General features: G+C 72.6%; 14 protein-coding genes, 2 tRNA genes and 1 riboswitch. Of the genes, 9 read left to right on the forward strand and 7 right to left on the reverse strand.

Going from position 1 to position 16805, the window contains the following annotated elements; genetic code table 11:
• The first annotated feature begins 203 nt into the window (after positions 1-203).
• From AB0946_RS33950 to AB0946_RS33960, 3 genes are all read left to right on the forward strand, one after another.
• The gene (locus AB0946_RS33950; protein ID WP_366764516.1) at positions 204-2399 is read left to right on the forward strand and encodes a DEAD/DEAH box helicase; all 2196 of its coding nucleotides are present in this window, start codon (positions 204-206) and stop codon (positions 2397-2399) included.
• A 142-nt stretch (positions 2400-2541) separates the two neighbouring features.
• Complete coding sequence (locus tag AB0946_RS33955; RefSeq protein WP_366764517.1) at positions 2542-4047, forward strand: amino acid permease; 1506 nt, start codon at positions 2542-2544, stop codon at positions 4045-4047.
• A gap of 99 nt (positions 4048-4146) precedes the next feature.
• A tRNA-Lys gene (locus AB0946_RS33960) sits at positions 4147-4219 on the forward strand.
• 132 nt (positions 4220-4351) lie between these two features.
• Here the strand turns inward: AB0946_RS33960 and AB0946_RS33965 are convergent.
• A complete protein-coding gene (locus tag AB0946_RS33965; protein ID WP_366764518.1) occupies positions 4352-5005 on the reverse strand; it encodes a hypothetical protein in 654 nt (217 codons plus the stop codon).
• Positions 5006-5184: 179 nt separating this feature from the next.
• On the reverse strand, positions 5185-5871 hold the full coding sequence (locus AB0946_RS33970) for a TetR/AcrR family transcriptional regulator C-terminal domain-containing protein (protein ID WP_366764519.1): 687 nt from the start codon (positions 5869-5871) through the stop codon (positions 5185-5187).
• Positions 5872-6018: 147 nt separating this feature from the next.
• Here AB0946_RS33970 and AB0946_RS33975 point away from each other — a divergent pair, with 147 nt between their 5' ends.
• Both AB0946_RS33975 and AB0946_RS33980 read left to right on the forward strand, forming a co-directional pair.
• Positions 6019-6615, forward strand: coding sequence for an NAD(P)H-dependent oxidoreductase (locus tag AB0946_RS33975; protein WP_366764521.1), 597 nt, complete (start codon positions 6019-6021; stop codon positions 6613-6615).
• Between the two features lie 12 nt (positions 6616-6627).
• Positions 6628-8049: a DHA2 family efflux MFS transporter permease subunit gene (locus tag AB0946_RS33980; protein WP_366764522.1), complete on the forward strand. Its 1422-nt coding sequence runs from the start codon at positions 6628-6630 to the stop codon at positions 8047-8049.
• On the opposite strand, the gene ribA is transcribed toward AB0946_RS33980, so the two are convergent.
• Together ribA and AB0946_RS33990 are read right to left on the reverse strand one after the other, a co-directional pair.
• Entirely contained in the window at positions 8046-8690 is a 645-nt protein-coding gene (gene ribA, locus AB0946_RS33985) for a GTP cyclohydrolase II (protein WP_366764523.1), read from the reverse strand. The genes AB0946_RS33980 and ribA overlap by 4 nt on opposite strands.
• Before the next feature lie 105 nt (positions 8691-8795).
• Complete coding sequence (locus AB0946_RS33990; protein ID WP_366764524.1) at positions 8796-9323, reverse strand: MarR family transcriptional regulator; 528 nt, start codon at positions 9321-9323, stop codon at positions 8796-8798.
• A gap of 82 nt (positions 9324-9405) precedes the next feature.
• On the opposite strand from AB0946_RS33990, the gene AB0946_RS33995 reads away from it, so the two are divergent.
• On the forward strand, positions 9406-10536 hold the full coding sequence (locus AB0946_RS33995) for a dihydrofolate reductase family protein (RefSeq protein WP_366764525.1): 1131 nt from the start codon (positions 9406-9408) through the stop codon (positions 10534-10536).
• 151 nt (positions 10537-10687) lie between these two features.
• Here AB0946_RS33995 and AB0946_RS34000 read toward each other — a convergent pair.
• Positions 10688-10761 (reverse strand) — tRNA-Met (locus AB0946_RS34000).
• 124 nt (positions 10762-10885) lie between these two features.
• Between AB0946_RS34000 and AB0946_RS34005 the strand changes: the two genes are divergently transcribed.
• The 3 genes from AB0946_RS34005 to AB0946_RS34015 all read left to right on the forward strand — a co-directional run bounded on the left by AB0946_RS34005 (position 10886) and on the right by AB0946_RS34015 (position 14564).
• Positions 10886-12067 (forward strand): PP2C family protein-serine/threonine phosphatase, encoded by a 1182-nt coding sequence (locus tag AB0946_RS34005; protein ID WP_366764526.1) that lies wholly within the window; start codon positions 10886-10888, stop codon positions 12065-12067.
• Positions 12068-12309: 242 nt separating this feature from the next.
• Positions 12310-12475: riboswitch (cyclic di-AMP (ydaO/yuaA leader) on the forward strand.
• An 11-nt stretch (positions 12476-12486) separates the two neighbouring features.
• On the forward strand, positions 12487-13524 hold the full coding sequence (locus AB0946_RS34010) for a M23 family metallopeptidase (RefSeq protein WP_366764527.1): 1038 nt from the start codon (positions 12487-12489) through the stop codon (positions 13522-13524).
• Between the two features lie 95 nt (positions 13525-13619).
• On the forward strand, positions 13620-14564 hold the full coding sequence (locus AB0946_RS34015; protein ID WP_366764528.1) for an aldo/keto reductase: 945 nt from the start codon (positions 13620-13622) through the stop codon (positions 14562-14564).
• Between the two features lie 44 nt (positions 14565-14608).
• Here the strand turns inward: AB0946_RS34015 and AB0946_RS34020 are convergent, their stop codons facing one another.
• Entirely contained in the window at positions 14609-15904 is a 1296-nt protein-coding gene (locus AB0946_RS34020) for a PrsW family intramembrane metalloprotease (RefSeq protein ID WP_366764529.1), read from the reverse strand.
• 42 nt (positions 15905-15946) lie between these two features.
• Positions 15947-16780 carry a tRNA (guanosine(46)-N7)-methyltransferase TrmB gene (gene trmB, locus AB0946_RS34025; RefSeq protein WP_366764530.1) on the reverse strand — a complete coding sequence of 278 codons (834 nt, stop codon included), beginning with the start codon at positions 16778-16780 and terminating at the stop codon, positions 15947-15949.
• Between the last annotated feature and the right edge of the window lie 25 nt (positions 16781-16805).

Below are 16805 nucleotides of genomic sequence, written 5' to 3' on the forward strand. Positions count from 1 at the left end.
GCCTCTGCGGCTCCATTTGCCTTCGGGGGTGGTAGGTGCGTATGGTGGTAGATCGTTTGATCCCATTTGCCCGGCGCCACCACAGAGCGCGCCGTGTGGCGCGTACTCTCCTTTGCCGTGGCGGACCGCATTGAGGCGGTCGTGAGCGATTCACGGAGTTGACGGGCGCGTGCCGAAGAGACTCCGGAAGGTTTCGCATTCGCATGTCCGTGTCCAGTACTGACCAGTTCGTCGTGTCCGAGAACGAGATCGAGATCGAGAACACCACCGAGATCGAGAACGCACTCGTCGACGAGACGACCGAGGTCACCCAGGCCCCCGAGGCCGCTGACACCCCCCAGACCACCTTCGCCGACCTCGGCCTCCCCGAGGGCATCGTGCGCAAGCTCGCACAGAACGGCGTGACGACCCCCTTCCCGATCCAGGCCGCGACCATCCCGGACGCCCTGGCCGGCAAGGACATCCTCGGCCGTGGCCGCACCGGCTCCGGCAAGACCCTCTCCTTCGGCCTGCCGACCCTGGCCCAGCTGGCGGGCGGCCGTACCCAGAAGCACAAGCCCCGCGCGGTCATCCTCACCCCGACCCGTGAGCTGGCCATGCAGGTCGCCGACGCCCTCCAGCCGTACGGCGACGTCCTCGGCCTGAAGATGAAGGTCGTCTGCGGCGGCACCTCCATGGGCAACCAGATCTACGCCCTGGAGCGCGGTGTCGACATCCTCGTCGCCACCCCGGGCCGGCTGCGCGACATCATCAACCGCGGCGCCTGCTCCCTGGAGGACGTGCGGATCGCCGTCCTGGACGAGGCCGACCAGATGTCCGACCTGGGCTTCCTTCCCGAGGTCACCGAGCTGCTCGACCAGGTGCCGGCCGGCGGCCAGCGCATGCTCTTCTCCGCCACGATGGAGAACGAGATCAAGACCCTGGTCGACCGCTACCTGAACGAGCCCGTCCTGCACGAGGTGGACGCGGCCCAGGGCGCGGTGACGACCATGTCGCACCACATCCTCATCGTGAAGCCCAAGGACAAGGCGCCGGTCACCGCCGCCATCGCCTCCCGCAAGGGCCGCACGATCATCTTCGTCCGCACCCAGCTGGGCGCCGACCGCGTCGCCGAGCAGCTGCGCGAGGCCGGCGTGAAGGCCGACGCGCTGCACGGTGGCATGACCCAGGGCGCCCGTACCCGCACCCTGGCCGACTTCAAGGACGGTTACGTCAACGTCCTGGTCGCCACCGACGTCGCCGCGCGCGGCATCCACGTCGACGGCATCGACCTGGTGCTCAACGTGGACCCGGCCGGCGACCACAAGGACTACCTGCACCGCGCGGGCCGCACCGCCCGTGCCGGCCGCACCGGCACGGTCGTGTCGCTGTCCCTGCCGCACCAGCGGCGCCAGATCTTCCGTCTCATGGAGGACGCCGGCGTCGACGCGGCCCGCCACATCATCCAGGGCGGCGCCGCCTTCGACCCGGAGGTCGCCGAGATCACCGGCGCCCGCTCCATGACCGAGGTCCAGGCCGAGTCCGCCGCCAACGCCGCCCAGCAGGCCGAGCGCGAGGTCGCCCAGCTCACCAAGCAGCTGGAGCGCGCCCAGCGCCGCGCGACCGAGCTGCGCGAGGAGGCCGACCGGCTGGTCGCCCGGGTCGCCCGCGAGCGTGGCGACGACCCGGAGGCCGCGGTGGCCGAGGCCCAGGCTACGGCGGCGGAGCAGCTCGCCGTGGCCGAGGAGCCCGTGCAGCGCGAGACCGAGCGCGAGGAGCGTCCGGCGGCCTCGGCGCCGTACGAGCGCCGGGAGCGGCGGGGCTTCGACCGCGATCGTGGCTCCGAGCGCCGTGACGACCGCCGCGACGACCGGGGTGGCCGTTCCTTCGAGCGCCGCGAGGACCGCGGCGAGCGCCGTCCGTTCGACCGCGACCGCGACCGGGACCGTGGTTTCGAGCGTCGTGACGACCGTCGTGACGACCGTGGTGGCCGTTCCTTCGAGCGCCGTGACGACCGCCGTCCCTTCGACCGCGACCGGGACCGCGACCGTGGCTTCGAGCGTCGTGACGACCGTCGTGACGACCGCGGTGGCCGTTCCTTCGAGCGCCGTGACGACCGCCGCGACGACCGGGGCGGCCGTGGTTTCGAGCGCCGTGACGACCGCGGCGAGCGCCGTCCGTTCGACCGTGACCGCGGTGGCCGTTCCTTCGACCGCCGTGACGACCGGGGCGGCTTCCGCCGGGACGAGCGCGGTGGCCACCGGGGCAGCGACCGTCCGTTCAACCGCGACCGCCGCGACGACCGCCCGGGCTTCCGGTCCGCCGGTCACGACCGCCCCTACGGCCGTCGTGACGACCACCGCGGCACCGGCTCCTTCGGCCGCCGCGAGGACAAGCCGCGCTGGAAGCGCAACGGCTGACACGGCATCGGCTGACGCCGGGTGAGACAGGGCGAGGGCCCGTACGACACTGTTCGTACGGGCCCTCGCGCGTACCCCGGCCATCGATTTCCGGTCACCGAGTGACGCATGTCACGCACCCGGTGAGGGAATTGCTGGGGGCATGACAGATGACGTGAGCGCCGGTGGCCTGTCGGACGAGGAACGGCTGGCCCAGCTCGGCTACACCCAGGTCCTCGCCCGCCGTATGTCGGCGTTCTCGAACTACGCCGTCTCCTTCACGATCATCTCGGTGCTGTCCGGCTGCCTGACCCTGTACCTCTTCGGCATGACCACCGGCGGTCCCGCGGTGATCACCTGGGGCTGGGTGGCGGTGGGCCTGATGACGCTGCTCGTGGGCCTGTCCATGGCCGAGATCTGCTCGGCCTACCCCACCTCGGCGGGCCTGTACTTCTGGGCGCACCGCCTGGCGCCCCCGCGTTCGGCGGCGGCCTGGGCGTGGTTCACGGGCTGGTTCAACGTGCTGGGCCAGGTGGCGGTGACCGCCGGCATCGACTTCGGCGCGGCCTCCTTCCTCGGCGCCTGGCTGAACCTCCAGTTCGGCTTCCGGGTGACCCCCGGCCGCACGGTGCTGCTGTTCGCGGCGATCCTCCTCCTGCACGGCCTGCTGAACACCTTCGGCGTCCGGATCGTCGCGTTCCTGAACAGCGTGAGCGTGTGGTGGCACGTCCTCGGTGTCGCGGTGATCGTCGGCGCGCTGGCGCTCGTCCCCGACCACCACCAGTCGGCGTCCTTCGTCTTCACGCACTTCGTCAACGAGACGGGCTGGGGCAGTACCCCGTACGTGGTGCTCCTGGGTCTGCTGATGGCCCAGTACACCTTCACCGGCTACGACGCCTCCGCCCACATGACCGAGGAGACGCACGACGCGGCCACCGCGGGCCCGAAGGGCATCGTCCGCTCCATCTGGACGTCGTGGATCGCGGGCCTCGTCCTCCTGCTGGGCTTCACGTTCGCGATCCAGTCGTACGACGGCGCCCTCACCTCCCCCACCGGCGCACCGCCCGCCCAGATCCTCCTGGACGCCCTCGGTGCCACGGCCGGCAAGCTCCTGCTGCTGGTGGTGATCGGGGCCCAGCTCTTCTGCGGCATGGCCTCGGTCACGGCCAACAGCCGTATGATCTACGCCTTTTCGCGGGACGGCGCGCTGCCCTTCTCCCACGTCTGGCACACGGTCAGCCCGCGCACCCGGACCCCGGTGGCGGCGGTGTGGCTGGCCGCGCTCGGCGCCCTGGCCCTGGGCCTGCCGTACCTGATCAACACGACGGCCTACGCGGCGGTGACGTCCATCGCGGTGATCGGCCTGTACATCGCGTACGTCATCCCGACCTTCCTCCGCGTCCGCAAGGGCGCCGCGTTCACCCCCGGCCCCTGGCACCTGGGCCGCTGGTCCCGCCCCATCGGGGTGATCTCGGTGATCTGGGTACTGGCGATCACCGTCCTGTTCATGCTGCCGCAGGTCTCCCCGGTCACCTGGAAGACGTTCAACTACGCCCCGGTCGCCGTCCTGGTCGTCCTCGGCTTCGCGGCGACCTGGTGGCTGGCCTCCGCCCGCCACTGGTTCCTCGCCCGGCGCCCCGTCCCGGCTCCCATCCCGGCCGAAAAGTAACCATCCCTCCATACCGGCGCCACCCGACGGGGCCGTGTCCCCGATACCCGATCGGCGACACGGCCTCGTCCGGCTATGCTCGGACAGGCAACATCGCACGGGCCGTTAGCTCAATTGGCAGAGCAGGGGACTTTTAATCCCTTGGTTGTGGGTTCGAGTCCCACACGGCCTACCGTCCGCGGACCCGGGGGTCACCCCTCGCGTCGCGCGGCACAGCGCCCGGGACGGCTTCGGCCGGCTCGGGCGCCGTCGTGTTCGGCAGGAGCCTCCACCGCCGGGTACGCCCGTGCCGGCCCCTCCGTCGTCAGTACCTCTGCGCCTTGGCCAGTTCGGCGGTCAGATGGGGCTCGGGAGGCTTGTGGCTGATGGCGTAGCGCTCCGCCTTCTGCCCCGGCTTGACGTTCTGCGCCCCCACGACGACGGTCTCCACGACCTTGCCGTGGGAGTCGCTGAAGTCCACCTGGACCGCGAAGGACGCGGGCTTGTCGCTGCGGTTGGTCATCGTGACGAGGAGCGCGCGCACGTTGTGGGTCTGCGACAGGGGGACGCCGGTCATGGAGACGTCGTTCGTCGCGTTGCCCCGCCCCTTCACCTTGGCGAGCTGCTTCTGGGCCTCCGCACGGGCGCGTTCGGTGTCCGCGGACACGGACGCCTCGAACTCGGAGGCGCGGGCGGAGGCGGACGAGGCCGCGGCGGAGGCGGAGGCGCTGGCCTCCGCCTTCCTCGACTCCGCCCAGGACGACATGCCGGACGGCACGGTGCCGGAGAAGTTCGACGTGGCGGGTGCGGTCGGGGTGCGGGTGGTGGCGCCGCCGCCGTTGTCGTTGCCGGTGCCGCAGGAGGCGAGGGCCAGCACACCGGTGAGCGCCGCGCCCATGCCGTACACGAGGGGTCTCGGGCGCGGGCGCGTGGCGCGGGACGGCTCGGTGTCCTGGCCGGTCACGTTGGATTCCGACACGGCGACCTCCACGGTGATGCGGGCGGGCGGCGGGCACGGTGCCCGGTCGGTCCTGGTACAGACCACAAACATGGTCATACAAGGTGGTGTCCCGCGCGATCCGGCACAGAAGCCCGTGGACAGCCCTGGACGGCGCAGAACGGTGCTGTTCCTGCCCGATCCGGCCGGGGCGGCCCCCGCTACCGCGCCCCGTACGCCCTGAGGAACGCGCTCACCCCGGCCCTGAGCAGGCGGTCCGTCTCCGCTTCCGGCAGGGGCAGGACGCCGTAATGGGTCGTCTGGATGATGCGGTGGGAGATCAGGGCCGTGAAGTGGCCGGCGGCCACGCCCGCGTCACCGCGCAGGTCCAGCAGACCGGCGTCCTCCAGGCGGGCCATCGCCTCGGTGAGGGCCCGGCCGACCGGTTCCGGGCCGGCCTCGTGCCAGGCCTCGAGGACCTCGGGCGGGACGTGGTCGGCCTCCGCGTGGATGTGCCGGACCAGGGCGAAGTGGTTCGCGTAGTCGGTCATGAGCCCGTGGAAGGCGCGGGCCAGCGCCACCAGGTCACGTTCCAGGTCGCCGGGGTGCGGAGGGCGCTCCGGGTCCAGTACGGCGTGCAGGCGTGCCAGTTGGGCGTCCCGGACCTCGCTCGACGTCCAGGTCACGACCGTCTGGAAGAGCTGGGCCTTGCCGCCGGGGAAGTGGTTGTAGAGCGTGCGGGTGGAGACGTCGGCCGCGGCGGCGAGCGCGTCGACCGAGGCGCGGGCGTAGCCCTCGCGGCCGAAGACCGTGCAGGCCGCGCTCGCGATGGCCATCTGCTTCTGCAGCTTGCGGGGTGACACCTCGCCCCGTGCCCGTGCCGGCCGGGACTCGTTCGTCTCGCCCACGCCTGCCGCCCTTCCGTCGTGACCGGGCCACCCTAGCCGAAGTACAACGGGCGTTGTAATTCGTACAACGCTCGTTGTACTTTCAGGGTGAGGCGGTCACCGGAACCGGTCACCGCCGAACCGGCAATCGCCACAAGGGGGACAACTGTGTCCGTTTCCGATGCGCTTCGCGTCACCGTCATCGTCGGCAGCGTGCGTGAGGGCCGGCTGGGGAGGGCCGTCGCCGACTGGTTCCTCACCACGGCCGCCGCCGACCCGGGCCTCGACCTGGACGTCGTCGACCTCGCCGGGGTGGACCTGCCGCTGGTGCTGCCCGGGTGGGGCGGCACCCCGAGCCCCGAGGCCGTCGCCGCGCTGCGGGACGTGTCACCGAGGCTCGCCGCCGCCGACGCGTTCGTGATCGTCACCCCCGAGTACAACCACAGCTTCCCGGCGGCCCTGAAGAACCTCATCGACTGGCACCACCGCGAGTGGCAGGCCAAGCCGGTCGGCTTCGTGTCGTACGGCGGTCTCGGCGGCGGGCTGCGCGCGGTGGAGCAGCTCCGGCTGGTCTTCGCCGAACTGCACGCCGTGACCGTGCGCGACTCGGTCAGCCTGCACGGACCCTGGTCCGGCCTGGGCGAGGACGGCACCCCGCGCGACGCCGACGTGTGCGCGGGCGCGGCCAAGGGCATGCTCGGCCAGCTCAGCTGGTGGGGCCGGGCGCTGCGTGCCGCGCGCGCCGAGCGCCCCTACGCGGGCTGAGGGGCGGCTGCGATGAGCAGGCTCCGGTCCGCCGGTTCCGCCCGGCCCGCTCCCCCCGCCGGCGTGGCGGGCCCCACCGCCTCCCCGGCCGTCCTCTACCGGGTCGTCACCGTCGTCGTCCTCGGCACGATCATGTCCGTGCTGGACATGACGATCGTCAACGTCGCGCTGCGCCACCTCTCGGAGTCCTTCGGCGCCCCGCTGGAGACCATCCAGTGGACCGCGACCGCGTACACCCTCGCGCTCGCCGCGGTCATTCCGGCCGCCGCCTGGGCGATGGGCCGCGTCGGCGCCAAACGGACGTACATGACCGCGCTCGCCCTGTTCACGCTGGGCTCGCTGCTCGCCGCCTGCGCCTGGGACGCGGGGAGTCTGATCGCGTTCCGCGTGGTCCAGGGGCTGGGCGGCGGCCTGCTGCAACCCGTCGGCATGGCGATGGGCATGCGGGTCGCGGACCGGGCCCGGCTCGGCCGGGCGATGGGCCTGCTGGGGCTGCCCATCCTGATCGGCCCCGTCGCCGGACCGGTGCTCGGCGGCCGGCTGGTGGACGCCGCGTCCTGGCACTGGATCTTCCTGATCAACCTGCCCGTCGGCGCCCTGGCCCTGGTGCTGGCGGCCCGACTGCTGCCCCGGGACGCCCCGCAGGCCCGTGGCCGGGACCTGCCCCGGCTGGACGTTCCCGGTCTGCTGATGCTCTCGCCCGGTCTGGCCCTGCTGCTGTACGGCCTGGCCCGGGGCGGTGAGCGCGGGGACTTCACGGCACCCGGCGCGCTGCTGCCGACGCTCGCCGGTGCCGTCCTCGCGGCGGCCTTCGTACGGCGGGCGCTCACCGTCCGGGCGCCGCTGCTGGACCTGCGGCTGCTGCGGGACCGCACCTTCGCCGCCGGCATCGGCACGCTGGCCCCGTTCACCTGCGGCTACTTCGGGTCGATGCTGCTCGGGCCGCTGTACTGGCAGCAGGAACGGGGCCTGAGCGCGACGGCGGCCGGGCTGCTCGGGGCGCCGGCCGGGCTCGTGGTCGGGGTCACGATGCAGGTCGCGGCCCGCCGGATCGACACGGCGGCGCCCCGCCGGCTGATCACGGCCGGCTGTGCGGTGGCCGCCCTCGGAATGGGGCTGATGGCCTGGCAGACCGGCACGGCGGGGGTCGCGCCCTGGCGGATCGTCGTCGCGGGCGCGGTCATGGGCGTCGGCGCCGGGATGACGCTGATGCCGGCGATGACCACCGCGACCCGTGGCCTGCCCCCGGACCGGCTGCCCGGGGCGAGCACCGCGCTGAGCATCAACGCCCAGCTCGCCGCGTCGGTCGGTACGGCCCTGCTGTCGGTGGTGCTGGCCGCGGCGGGCCCGTCACCGGACGGCTTCCGGCTCACCTACGCCGTGACGGCCGCCCTGCTCGCCGCCGCCGTCCCCTCCGCCCTCCGGCTCCCCTAGCCCGCCGTCAGCTCCGTCAGCTCGGTCAGTTCCGCCAGCGGCAGGGTGTGCTGGGTCTGCAGCACCTTCGCGCGCAGGTAGCGGACGTTGTGGGCGGTGGTGAAGACACCGGTCGGCACCCGGTCCCGTACCGCGATCCCCAGCGAGCGCAGCTGTGCGGCCTTGTCGGGGTTGTTGGAGAGCAGGTCGAGCTCGGTGATGCCGAGGGCGCCGAGCATCTGGGCGGCTGCCGTGTAGTCGCGGGCGTCCTCCGGCAGGCCGAGGGCGGCGTTCGCCGCGTAGGTGTCGAGCCCCTCGTCCTGGAGGGCGTACGCGTCGAGCTTGTTGTAGAGGCCGATGCCCCGGCCCTCCTGGCGGAGGTAGAGCAGGACGCCGCCGCGGCCGGCGATGCGCTCGACCGCCTCGCGCAGCTGCGGTCCGCAGTCGCAGCGGGCCGAGCCGAAGACGTCCCCGGTCAGGCACTCGGAGTGCAGGCGCACCAGCGGGACCGGGCCGGGCTCGCCGAGGACGACGGCGAGGTGTTCCCTGCCGTCGGCGAGGCCGTGGAAGGTGACGAGTTCGGCGTCGGTGCCGTAGCCGTCGGCGAAGCGCAGCGGTACCCGGACGCGGGCGCGCGGGGTGGCGACGGGGATGTCGGGCATGCGGGTCCTCCGGGACGGTTGCTTCAGATTTGAAGCAGTGGTTCGGACGGACCCTACTCCTGCTTAAAAGTTAAAGCAATTGCCGGACCCGGCGGCCCGGCCCGCTCAAGAGGACGCCGGGGGCGACGAGCACGACGAACGGCGGCGCCAGGGGACGTCCTCGGTACCGGACCGGTCGTCCTCGCCCTGCAGCCCGCGCGCGATCCCCGTGCAGATCTCCTCCAGCTGCCCCACCTGCTTCGGGGTGAGCCGGTCGAACAGGGTGCTGCGGACCGTCTCGACGTGCCCGGGTGCCGTACGCTCCAGGACGGCCACCCCCTCGTCCGTCAGCACGGCGAGCGAGCTGCGCTTGTCCCGGCGGCAGTTCTCCCGGCGCACCAGGCCGTCCCGCTCCAGCCGGGTCACCGCGTACGTGAGCCGGCTGCGGGTGATCTTCAGCGTCTCGGCCAGATCGGTCATGCGCAGCCGCCGGTCGGGGGCGTCGGAGAGGTTGGCCAGCACCGAGTAGAACAGGTGCGGCATGCCGCCCTCCTGCTGGAGCTGCCGGTCGATGGCGTCCTCCAGGAGACGGGAGGCGGCCATGTAGGCGCGCCAGGCGCGCTGCTCCTCGGGCGTGAGCCAGCGGGTCGTCATGCCCCCAGTGTAAGTTTGTTTAAAAGTTGAACCAAGCTCGTCCGCCGGACGGGTGAGTCCGCCTCCGGAAGAGAGGGCGCCGATGCCCCTGCCGTACGTGCTGCTGTCCGCCGCCGTCTCCCTCGACGGCTATCTGGACGACACCGGCCCCGACCGCCTGCTGCTGTCCGGCCCGGCCGACTTCGACCGGGTCGACGCGGTACGGGCCTCGGTCGACGCGATCCTCGTCGGCGCCGGGACGATCCGCGCCGACAACCCCCGCCTGCTGGTCAACTCCGCCGAGCGGCGCGCGGACCGGGTGGCGCGGGGCGAGCCGGAGTACCCGCTGAAGGTCACGGTCACGGCCACCGGCGACCTCGATCCGGACGCCAGGTTCTGGCACACCGGCGGCGACAAGATCGTCTACACCACCGACCGGGGCGCCGAGCAGGCCGCCCGCCGCCTCGGGCGCAGCGCCGACGTCGTCCCGCTCGGTCCGGACCTGGACTGGCGTGCCCTGCTGGAGCACCTGCACGACGTGCGCGGTGTCGGCCGCCTGATGGTGGAGGGCGGCGGCACCGTCCACACCCAGCTGCTGCACCAGGGCCTCGCCGACGAGCTCCAGCTGGTCCTGGCCCCGCTGTTCGTCGGCGATCCCGAGGCGCCCCGCCTGTTCGGGCCGGGGGCCTACCAGCCCGGACGGCTGCGCCTGCTCGACACCCGCCGGATCGAGGACGTCGTGCTCATGCGGTACGCGCCGACGGCCCCCGGCACCGGGGCGGTCGCCACCGCCGCCGACCGCCACTGGCTGCGGACCGCCTGTGAACTGGCGGCGCAGTGTCCGCCGTCCAAGACGGCGTTCAGCGTCGGTGCGGTGGTCGTGGCAGCCGACGGTACGGAGCTGGCCCGGGGCCATTCGCGGGAGGGTGGCGATCCCGTCGTCCACGCGGAGGAGGCGGCGCTCGCGAAGATCGACGCGGACGACGCGCGGCTGGCCGGTGCCACCGTGTACAGCAGTCTGGAGCCCTGTGCGCGGCGTGCGTCCCGCCCGGCACCGTGTGCCGAGCTGATCCTCCGGGCGGGGGTGCGCAGGGTGGTCACCGCCTGGCGTGAGCCGGACACGTTCGTGGCGGGGGCCGACGGAAGCGGGGTCCTGGCCGCGGGGGGCACACGGGTCGTGGTGCTGCCCGAGCTGGAGGAGCCGGCCAAGGCGCCGAACGCCCACCTGCTGTGAGCGTCCGCCCGCCCGCCGGGGGTGCCTGGCGGGCGGGCGCGGGGGTGCGTCGTGACCGCCCGCGCGGCCCCCGCGCCCCGCGGGCGCCGAAGAGGGGCCGGAAACGACTCAGGGCCCGGAATCCTGGGGATTCCGGGCCCTGAGCCTTCAGTAGCGGGGACAGGATTTGAACCTGCGACCTCTGGGTTATGAGCCCAGCGAGCTACCGAGCTGCTCCACCCCGCGTCGTTGTGACTCCAGTGTACGCCATGCGCGGGACCGCTCGCACACCCCTTTCGGACCACACCGGTCGCCGCCCGCCCCGGGGCCCGGAAACCTGGAGGTACGTCGGACAAGCGGGAGACACGCGGTGCGCCCTGGAAAGGTGGAGGAGAGCCCGTACGCCAGGGCGGGCGGCCGGCTCCCCGGCGACCCCGTGCCCGACCCGGGGCTCGGTGACGAAGCCGTGCCGGTGGGCGCCCGCCGCCGCCCCGGCCCCCGTGCCCTGGCCCGCACCCTGCCCGCCCTGCTCGTCGTCTGCGGCGTCCTGTACGGCCTGCTCACCCCGGACGACTTCACCGCCGTCCCGTTCTTCACCGCGGCGCCGCTGGTCGCCGCGCCCCTGTCCTCGCTGCGCACCACCGTCCTGACCGGTCTCGTCTCCCTCGCCGCCGCCTACGCCGTGCACACCGACGCCGGGGCCCATCCCACCGTGGGCACCCTCACCGACGTGGTCACCGTCGCGACAGTCGCCCTGCTGGCCGTCGCCATCAACCGGGTGGTCCGCCGGGGCGACCGGCGGCTCGCCTCCGCCCGCGAGATCGCCGAGGCCGCCCAGCGGGCCGTCCTGCCGGAACCGGACGAGCGGATCGGCGGCTACGAGATCGCCGCCTGCTACGAGGCGGCACGGCAGGACGCGTTCATCGGCGGCGACCTGTACGCCGTACAGGACAGCCCCTACGGCGTCCGGCTGGTCGTCGGGGACGTGCGCGGCAAGGGCATGGGCGCCGTCGCCGCGGTGGCCGTGGTGATCGGCGCGTTCCGGGAGGCGGCCGAGCAGGAGGCCACGCTGGAGGCGGTCGCCGAGCGGCTGGAGCGGGCGCTGGCCCGCGAGGGCACCCGGCGCGACGGGATCGACGCCTTCGAGGGGTTCACCACCGCGGTGCTCGCCGAACTCCCGCACGGCGACGGCGCCGTACGGATCGTCAACCGCGGCCATCCGCCGCCGCTGCTGCTGCACGCCGACGGCACCCTGCGGACCCTGGCCCCGGCCGAGCCCGCGCTGCCGCTCGGCATGGGCGACCTCGGCATGTGGCCGGACCGCGCCACCGAGACCGCCTTCCCGAGCGGCGCGACCCTGCTGTTCTTCACCGACGGCCTGTCCGAGGCGCGGGACGCCCACGGCCGGTTCTACGACCCCGAACGGCGGCTCGCCGGACGCACCTTCGCCGGCCCGGCCGCACTGGTCGGCCGGCTCGCCGAGGAGGCGCGCCGGCACTCCGGGGGCGGCATGGCCGACGACATGGCGCTGCTCGCCGTGCGGCGCCCCTGACCGTCACCGCAGGTGACCGGACGACCGCCGTGCGCATAACGTCTGAGTCACCATCAAAACCGAAAGTGACTGCTGAACGAGTCCGATGCTCGGTCAACTCGCCCCTTTTGACGGGGTAGTGGCCGATAGCTCCGCTGGTGAAGACGCGAATGATCAAGCCGAACGGCTTGGAAAGTGACTGTCGGGTCTATTAACGTTCGATAACGCAGCGCGGTCGTCACAGCCGTCACAAGAGGCGGCTCCGTGCGCACGCGCCGAATCCCGCAAGGGAGCCGGGGAACCACCACCCTGGGGTGAATCACGCGAATGCCGTCGTGAACTCGCGGAGTCCACGACCGGTATACGCGCGTAGGAGACCTTCCTGCTCCGAACCCGTCAGCTAACCCGGTAGGCGAAAGGAAGGAAAGGAGTACGCCCGCGTGGCGTCCAACCGGCCTGCCCCAGAAGCCCCGTTCATACCGGCACAGCGCGAGCCCGAGACCTTCGGGTACGGCGCCTACCGCGCCGAGGAGGGCCCCTGGGAGGAGTGGAACCCCACCGAGGAGTCCGTCGCCCCGGTGCGCGGCCGGCATCGCGTCGCCAAGCAGCGCGGCGGCTTCGCGCGCAGCTCCACCGTCCTGGGCGTCGGCGTCATGGCCGCCGTCGGCGCGGGCGGCATGGCCAGCGCCAACACCGGCAAGCCGCCGGTCTCGATCTCCCTGCCGGACCTGCCCTCGGTCGGCTCCCTCTTCCACGACGACTCGGCCGACGCCCACCCGGCCGAGGCCGCCACGGCCACGCTGAGCACCGTCGGCGTGACCACGGCCGCCGGCGAGGACAGTGCCGACGCGGGCGAGGCGCTGCGCAACCGGATCATGGCCCAGGCCGAGCAGCAGCAGGGCCAGGCCGAGAGCAGGGCCACGGCCGCCGCGGTCGCCGCCGCCGAGAAGCAGAGCGCCGACGCCGCCGCCCAGGCCGAGCAGAAGGCCGCCGCCCAGGCCGCCGCGGCCAAGGAGAAGGCGGAGGCCGCCGCCGCGAAGAAGGCCGAGGAAGAGCGGCTGGCCAAGCTGGCCGAGCAGTACACGCTGCCCACCTCCTCGTACACGATCACCTCGACCTTCGGCCAGGCCGGCGGGATGTGGTCCTCCGGCTACCACACCGGCCTCGACTTCGCCGCCCCCACCGGCACCCTGATCAAGGCCGTGCACAGCGGCACGATCACCGAGGCGGGCTGGGCCGGCTCCTACGGCTACCGCACGATCCTCACCCTGGACGACGGCACCGAGCTGTGGTTCTGCCACCAGTCCTCGATCAGCGTCTCCGTCGGCCAGAAGGTCACCACCGGCGAGGTCATCGGCCGCGTCGGCGCCACCGGCAACGTCACCGGGCCGCACGTCCACATGGAGGTCCACCCCGACGGCCAGGCCACCGGCATCGACCCCATGGCGTGGCTGCGCGGCAAGGGTCTCAACCCCTGACGGTCCCGTCCCGCGCGGGATCTTTGCGAGATCTTGACGGGGACTCCGCCCCGGCGGTGGGATGCGATCACCCACCGCCGGTGTTGCCATGACGTATGACGTCACTTCGTAAACTCGGCCCGTCCGATCTCGAGGTCTTCCCGCTCGCCCTCGGCGGCAACGTCTTCGGCTGGACCGCCGACGAGCAGACCTCCTTCGCCGTCCTCGACGCCTACACCGCCGCCGGCGGCAACTTCATCGACACCGCCGACTCCTACTCCGCCTGGATCGAGGGCAACCAGGGCGGCGAGTCGGAGACGATCATCGGCAAGTGGGTCAAGGCACGCGGCAACCGCTCCGAGGTCGTCATCGCCACCAAGGTCAGCCAGCACCCGGAGTACCAGGGCCTGTCCGCGGCCAACATCAAGGCCGCCGCCGACGCCTCCCTGCGCCGCCTGGACACCGACCACATCGACCTCTACTACACCCACTTCGACAAGCCCGAGGTGCCGGTCGAGGAGATCATCGGCGCGCTGGACGAGCTGGTGAAGGCCGGGAAGGTCCGGCACATCGCCGCCTCCAACATCAGCCCCGAGCGGCTGCGGGCCTCCCTGGACTTCTCCGACCGCGAGGGCCTCGCCCGCTACGTCGCCGTCCAGCCGCACTACAACCTGGTCTCCCGGGACACCTACGAGGGCCCGTTGCAGGACCTCGTCGCCCGCGAGGGGCTGTCCGCCGTCCCGTACTTCTCCCTCGCCTCGGGCTTCCTCACCGGCAAGTACCGGCCCGGCACGACCGTCGACAGCGCCCGCGCCGAAGGAGCCCAGAAGCACGCGGAGTCCGAGCGCGGCCAGAAGGTCCTCGCGGCCCTCGACGAGATCGCCGCGGCGCACGGGGTCCCGGTCGCCACGGTGGCCCTGGCCTGGCTCGCCGCCCAGCCCACGGTCACGGCCCCGATCGCCTCGGCGAGGACGGTGGAACAGCTCCCGGCGCTGCTGGGGGTCGCGGAGCTGGAGCTGACGCAGGCCGAGGTGACCCGGCTGACGGAGGCGTCCGCCTAGGGTCTCTCGTTCGGATCATGCCGGGCTGATCCGAACGAGAGGCCCTACGTCCGGTACGGGTTGTACGCGGGATACGGCACCGCCGGATACCCGTACGGCGCCGGCCCCCAGAACACCGGCGCGGGAACCGACGCCCTGCTCGCGTACTCCAGCGCGGGCCGGGCCACGTCCCTGCGCTTCCACAGCTCGTCCAGCAGCTCACGCTCCCGGACGACGAAGTCGGGGCCGGCCTTGCCCCGGCGCCCCCGGTGCCGCAGGAACGCCAGCGAGGTCGCGTACGCCTCGTACCGGGCCACCTCCCGCGCCGCCTGGCGCCCGTGGTGGTGCCGGGCGTAGTCCCGGGCCATCCGGCGCGCACGCATCGACCCGAGCGCGAACGGCTCGGCCGGGCCCAGCCACCCGGCCAGCACGTACGTGGGCAGTTCGGCCCGCACGGTCCGCAGCTCCCGCTGCCGGGTCCAGACCACGAGCCAGGTCACCACCGCGAACACGGGCACCATGAAGCCGCCGTAGACGGCGAAGAAGCCGTACTCGCCGAAGGTGGAGGAGCCGTTCCAGAAGGCGTGCATGCTCATCGCGAGCAGCAGCCCGCAGACCGGCAGCAGCACCCGCCGCACGTGCTGCCGCTCGGCGGACAGCGCGGCGACGCCGAAGCCGATGCCGGTGAGGACGGTGAACAGGGGGTGCGCGAACGGGGACATCACGATGCGCACGAAGAAGGTGGCGGCGGTGACGGAGGCGATGCCGCGGTCGCCGGTGAGCTGGTCGGTCCCGAAGGCCGTACCGAGGTAGAGGATGTTCTCGGTGAACGCGAACCCGGTGGCGGTGACGCCCGCTATCACCACCCCGTCCACGATCCCGGTGAAGTCACGCCGGCGGAAGAGGAACACCAGCAGGACGGCGGCGGCCTTCGCGGACTCCTCCACGATCGGCGCTATCACGGTGGCGCCCAGCGTGTCGGCGCTGGCCGGGTCCGCGGTCGAGGTGGCGATCCACTTGGTCGCGAAGCTGTTGGCCACGATGGCTATCAGCGCCGCCGCACAGGCCCCCCAGGCGAAGGAGAAGACCAGATTCCGCCAGGGGCCCGGCTCCACCCGGTCCAGCCACCGGAAGGCGGCCATCAGCCAGGGCACGGGCAGTACGGCCAGTCCGAGGCCGACGAGGAAGCCCTCCGTGCCCGTCTGCCGCCGTACGAGCGCGAGGATGACCAGGCCGGACAGGGCCAGCAGGGAACTCAGTGCCCCGTACCGCACCCACGTGCGCTGCCACCAGTGCGGGTGGCGCAGCACGTCCTCGCCGGGGCTCGGGGGGTACGTCGGAAACGGAGGACTGGTGGCCACGGCATCGACCCTAACGGTGGCGGGGCGAGGGGCTGGAGCGGATTATCGGCCCAGCTCAGCGGTGCTGTGCGGTACGCGCCGGAACAGCAGGTCGTTCACCACATGTCCCTTGTCCAGTCCCTGCCCCTCGAAACGGGTCAGCGGCCGGAACTCCGGGCGCGGCGCGAAACCGCCGTCCGGCTGGGTGTTCTCGAAGCCGGGATGGGCGGTGAGCACCTCCAGCATCTGCTCGGCGTACGGCTCCCAGTCGGTCGCGCAGTGCAGGAGCGCGCCCGGCCTCATCCGGGACGCGGCGAGCGTCAGGAACTCGGGCTGGATGAGCCGCCGCTTGTGGTGCCGCTTCTTGGGCCAGGGGTCGGGGAAGTAGACGCGCAGCCCGTCCAGCGAGTCGGGGCGGAGCATCTCCCGGAGCAGGATGATCGCGTCCCCGTTGCCCACCCGGACGTTGGACAGGCCGTCGCGGTCGGCGAGACCCAGCAGGTTGCCCTGGCCGGGGGTGTGCACGTCGACGGCCAGGATATTGGTGTCCGGGTCGCCCGCGGCCATCCGCGCGGTGGCCTCGCCCATGCCGAACCCGATCTCCAGCACCACGGGCCGGTCGTTGCCGAACAGCTCGGCGAGGTCGATCACCCGCTGCCCGTCGATGTCCAGCCCCCACTTGGGCCACAGCCGCTGCAACGCGTCGGCCTGCCCGGCCGTCACCCGGCTCCGCCGCGGCTGGAAGCTCCGGATCCGCCGCTCGAAGTGCGACCCGGCCGGATCGGCCTTGGGCCCGTCGGGAAAGCGCGGCTCGCCCTTGGCCCGGGTGTGCCGGACGGGGACACCGGGGCTGTGGGGGACCGGGGGCGGGGCGGGGGCGTTCAGGGAGTCAGACACAGTACGACCGATTTTACGGGTGCCG

It is taken from the genome of Streptomyces sp. NPDC046870 (assembly GCF_040704595.1).
Classification (GTDB): domain Bacteria; phylum Actinomycetota; class Actinomycetes; order Streptomycetales; family Streptomycetaceae; genus Streptomyces; species Streptomyces argyrophylli.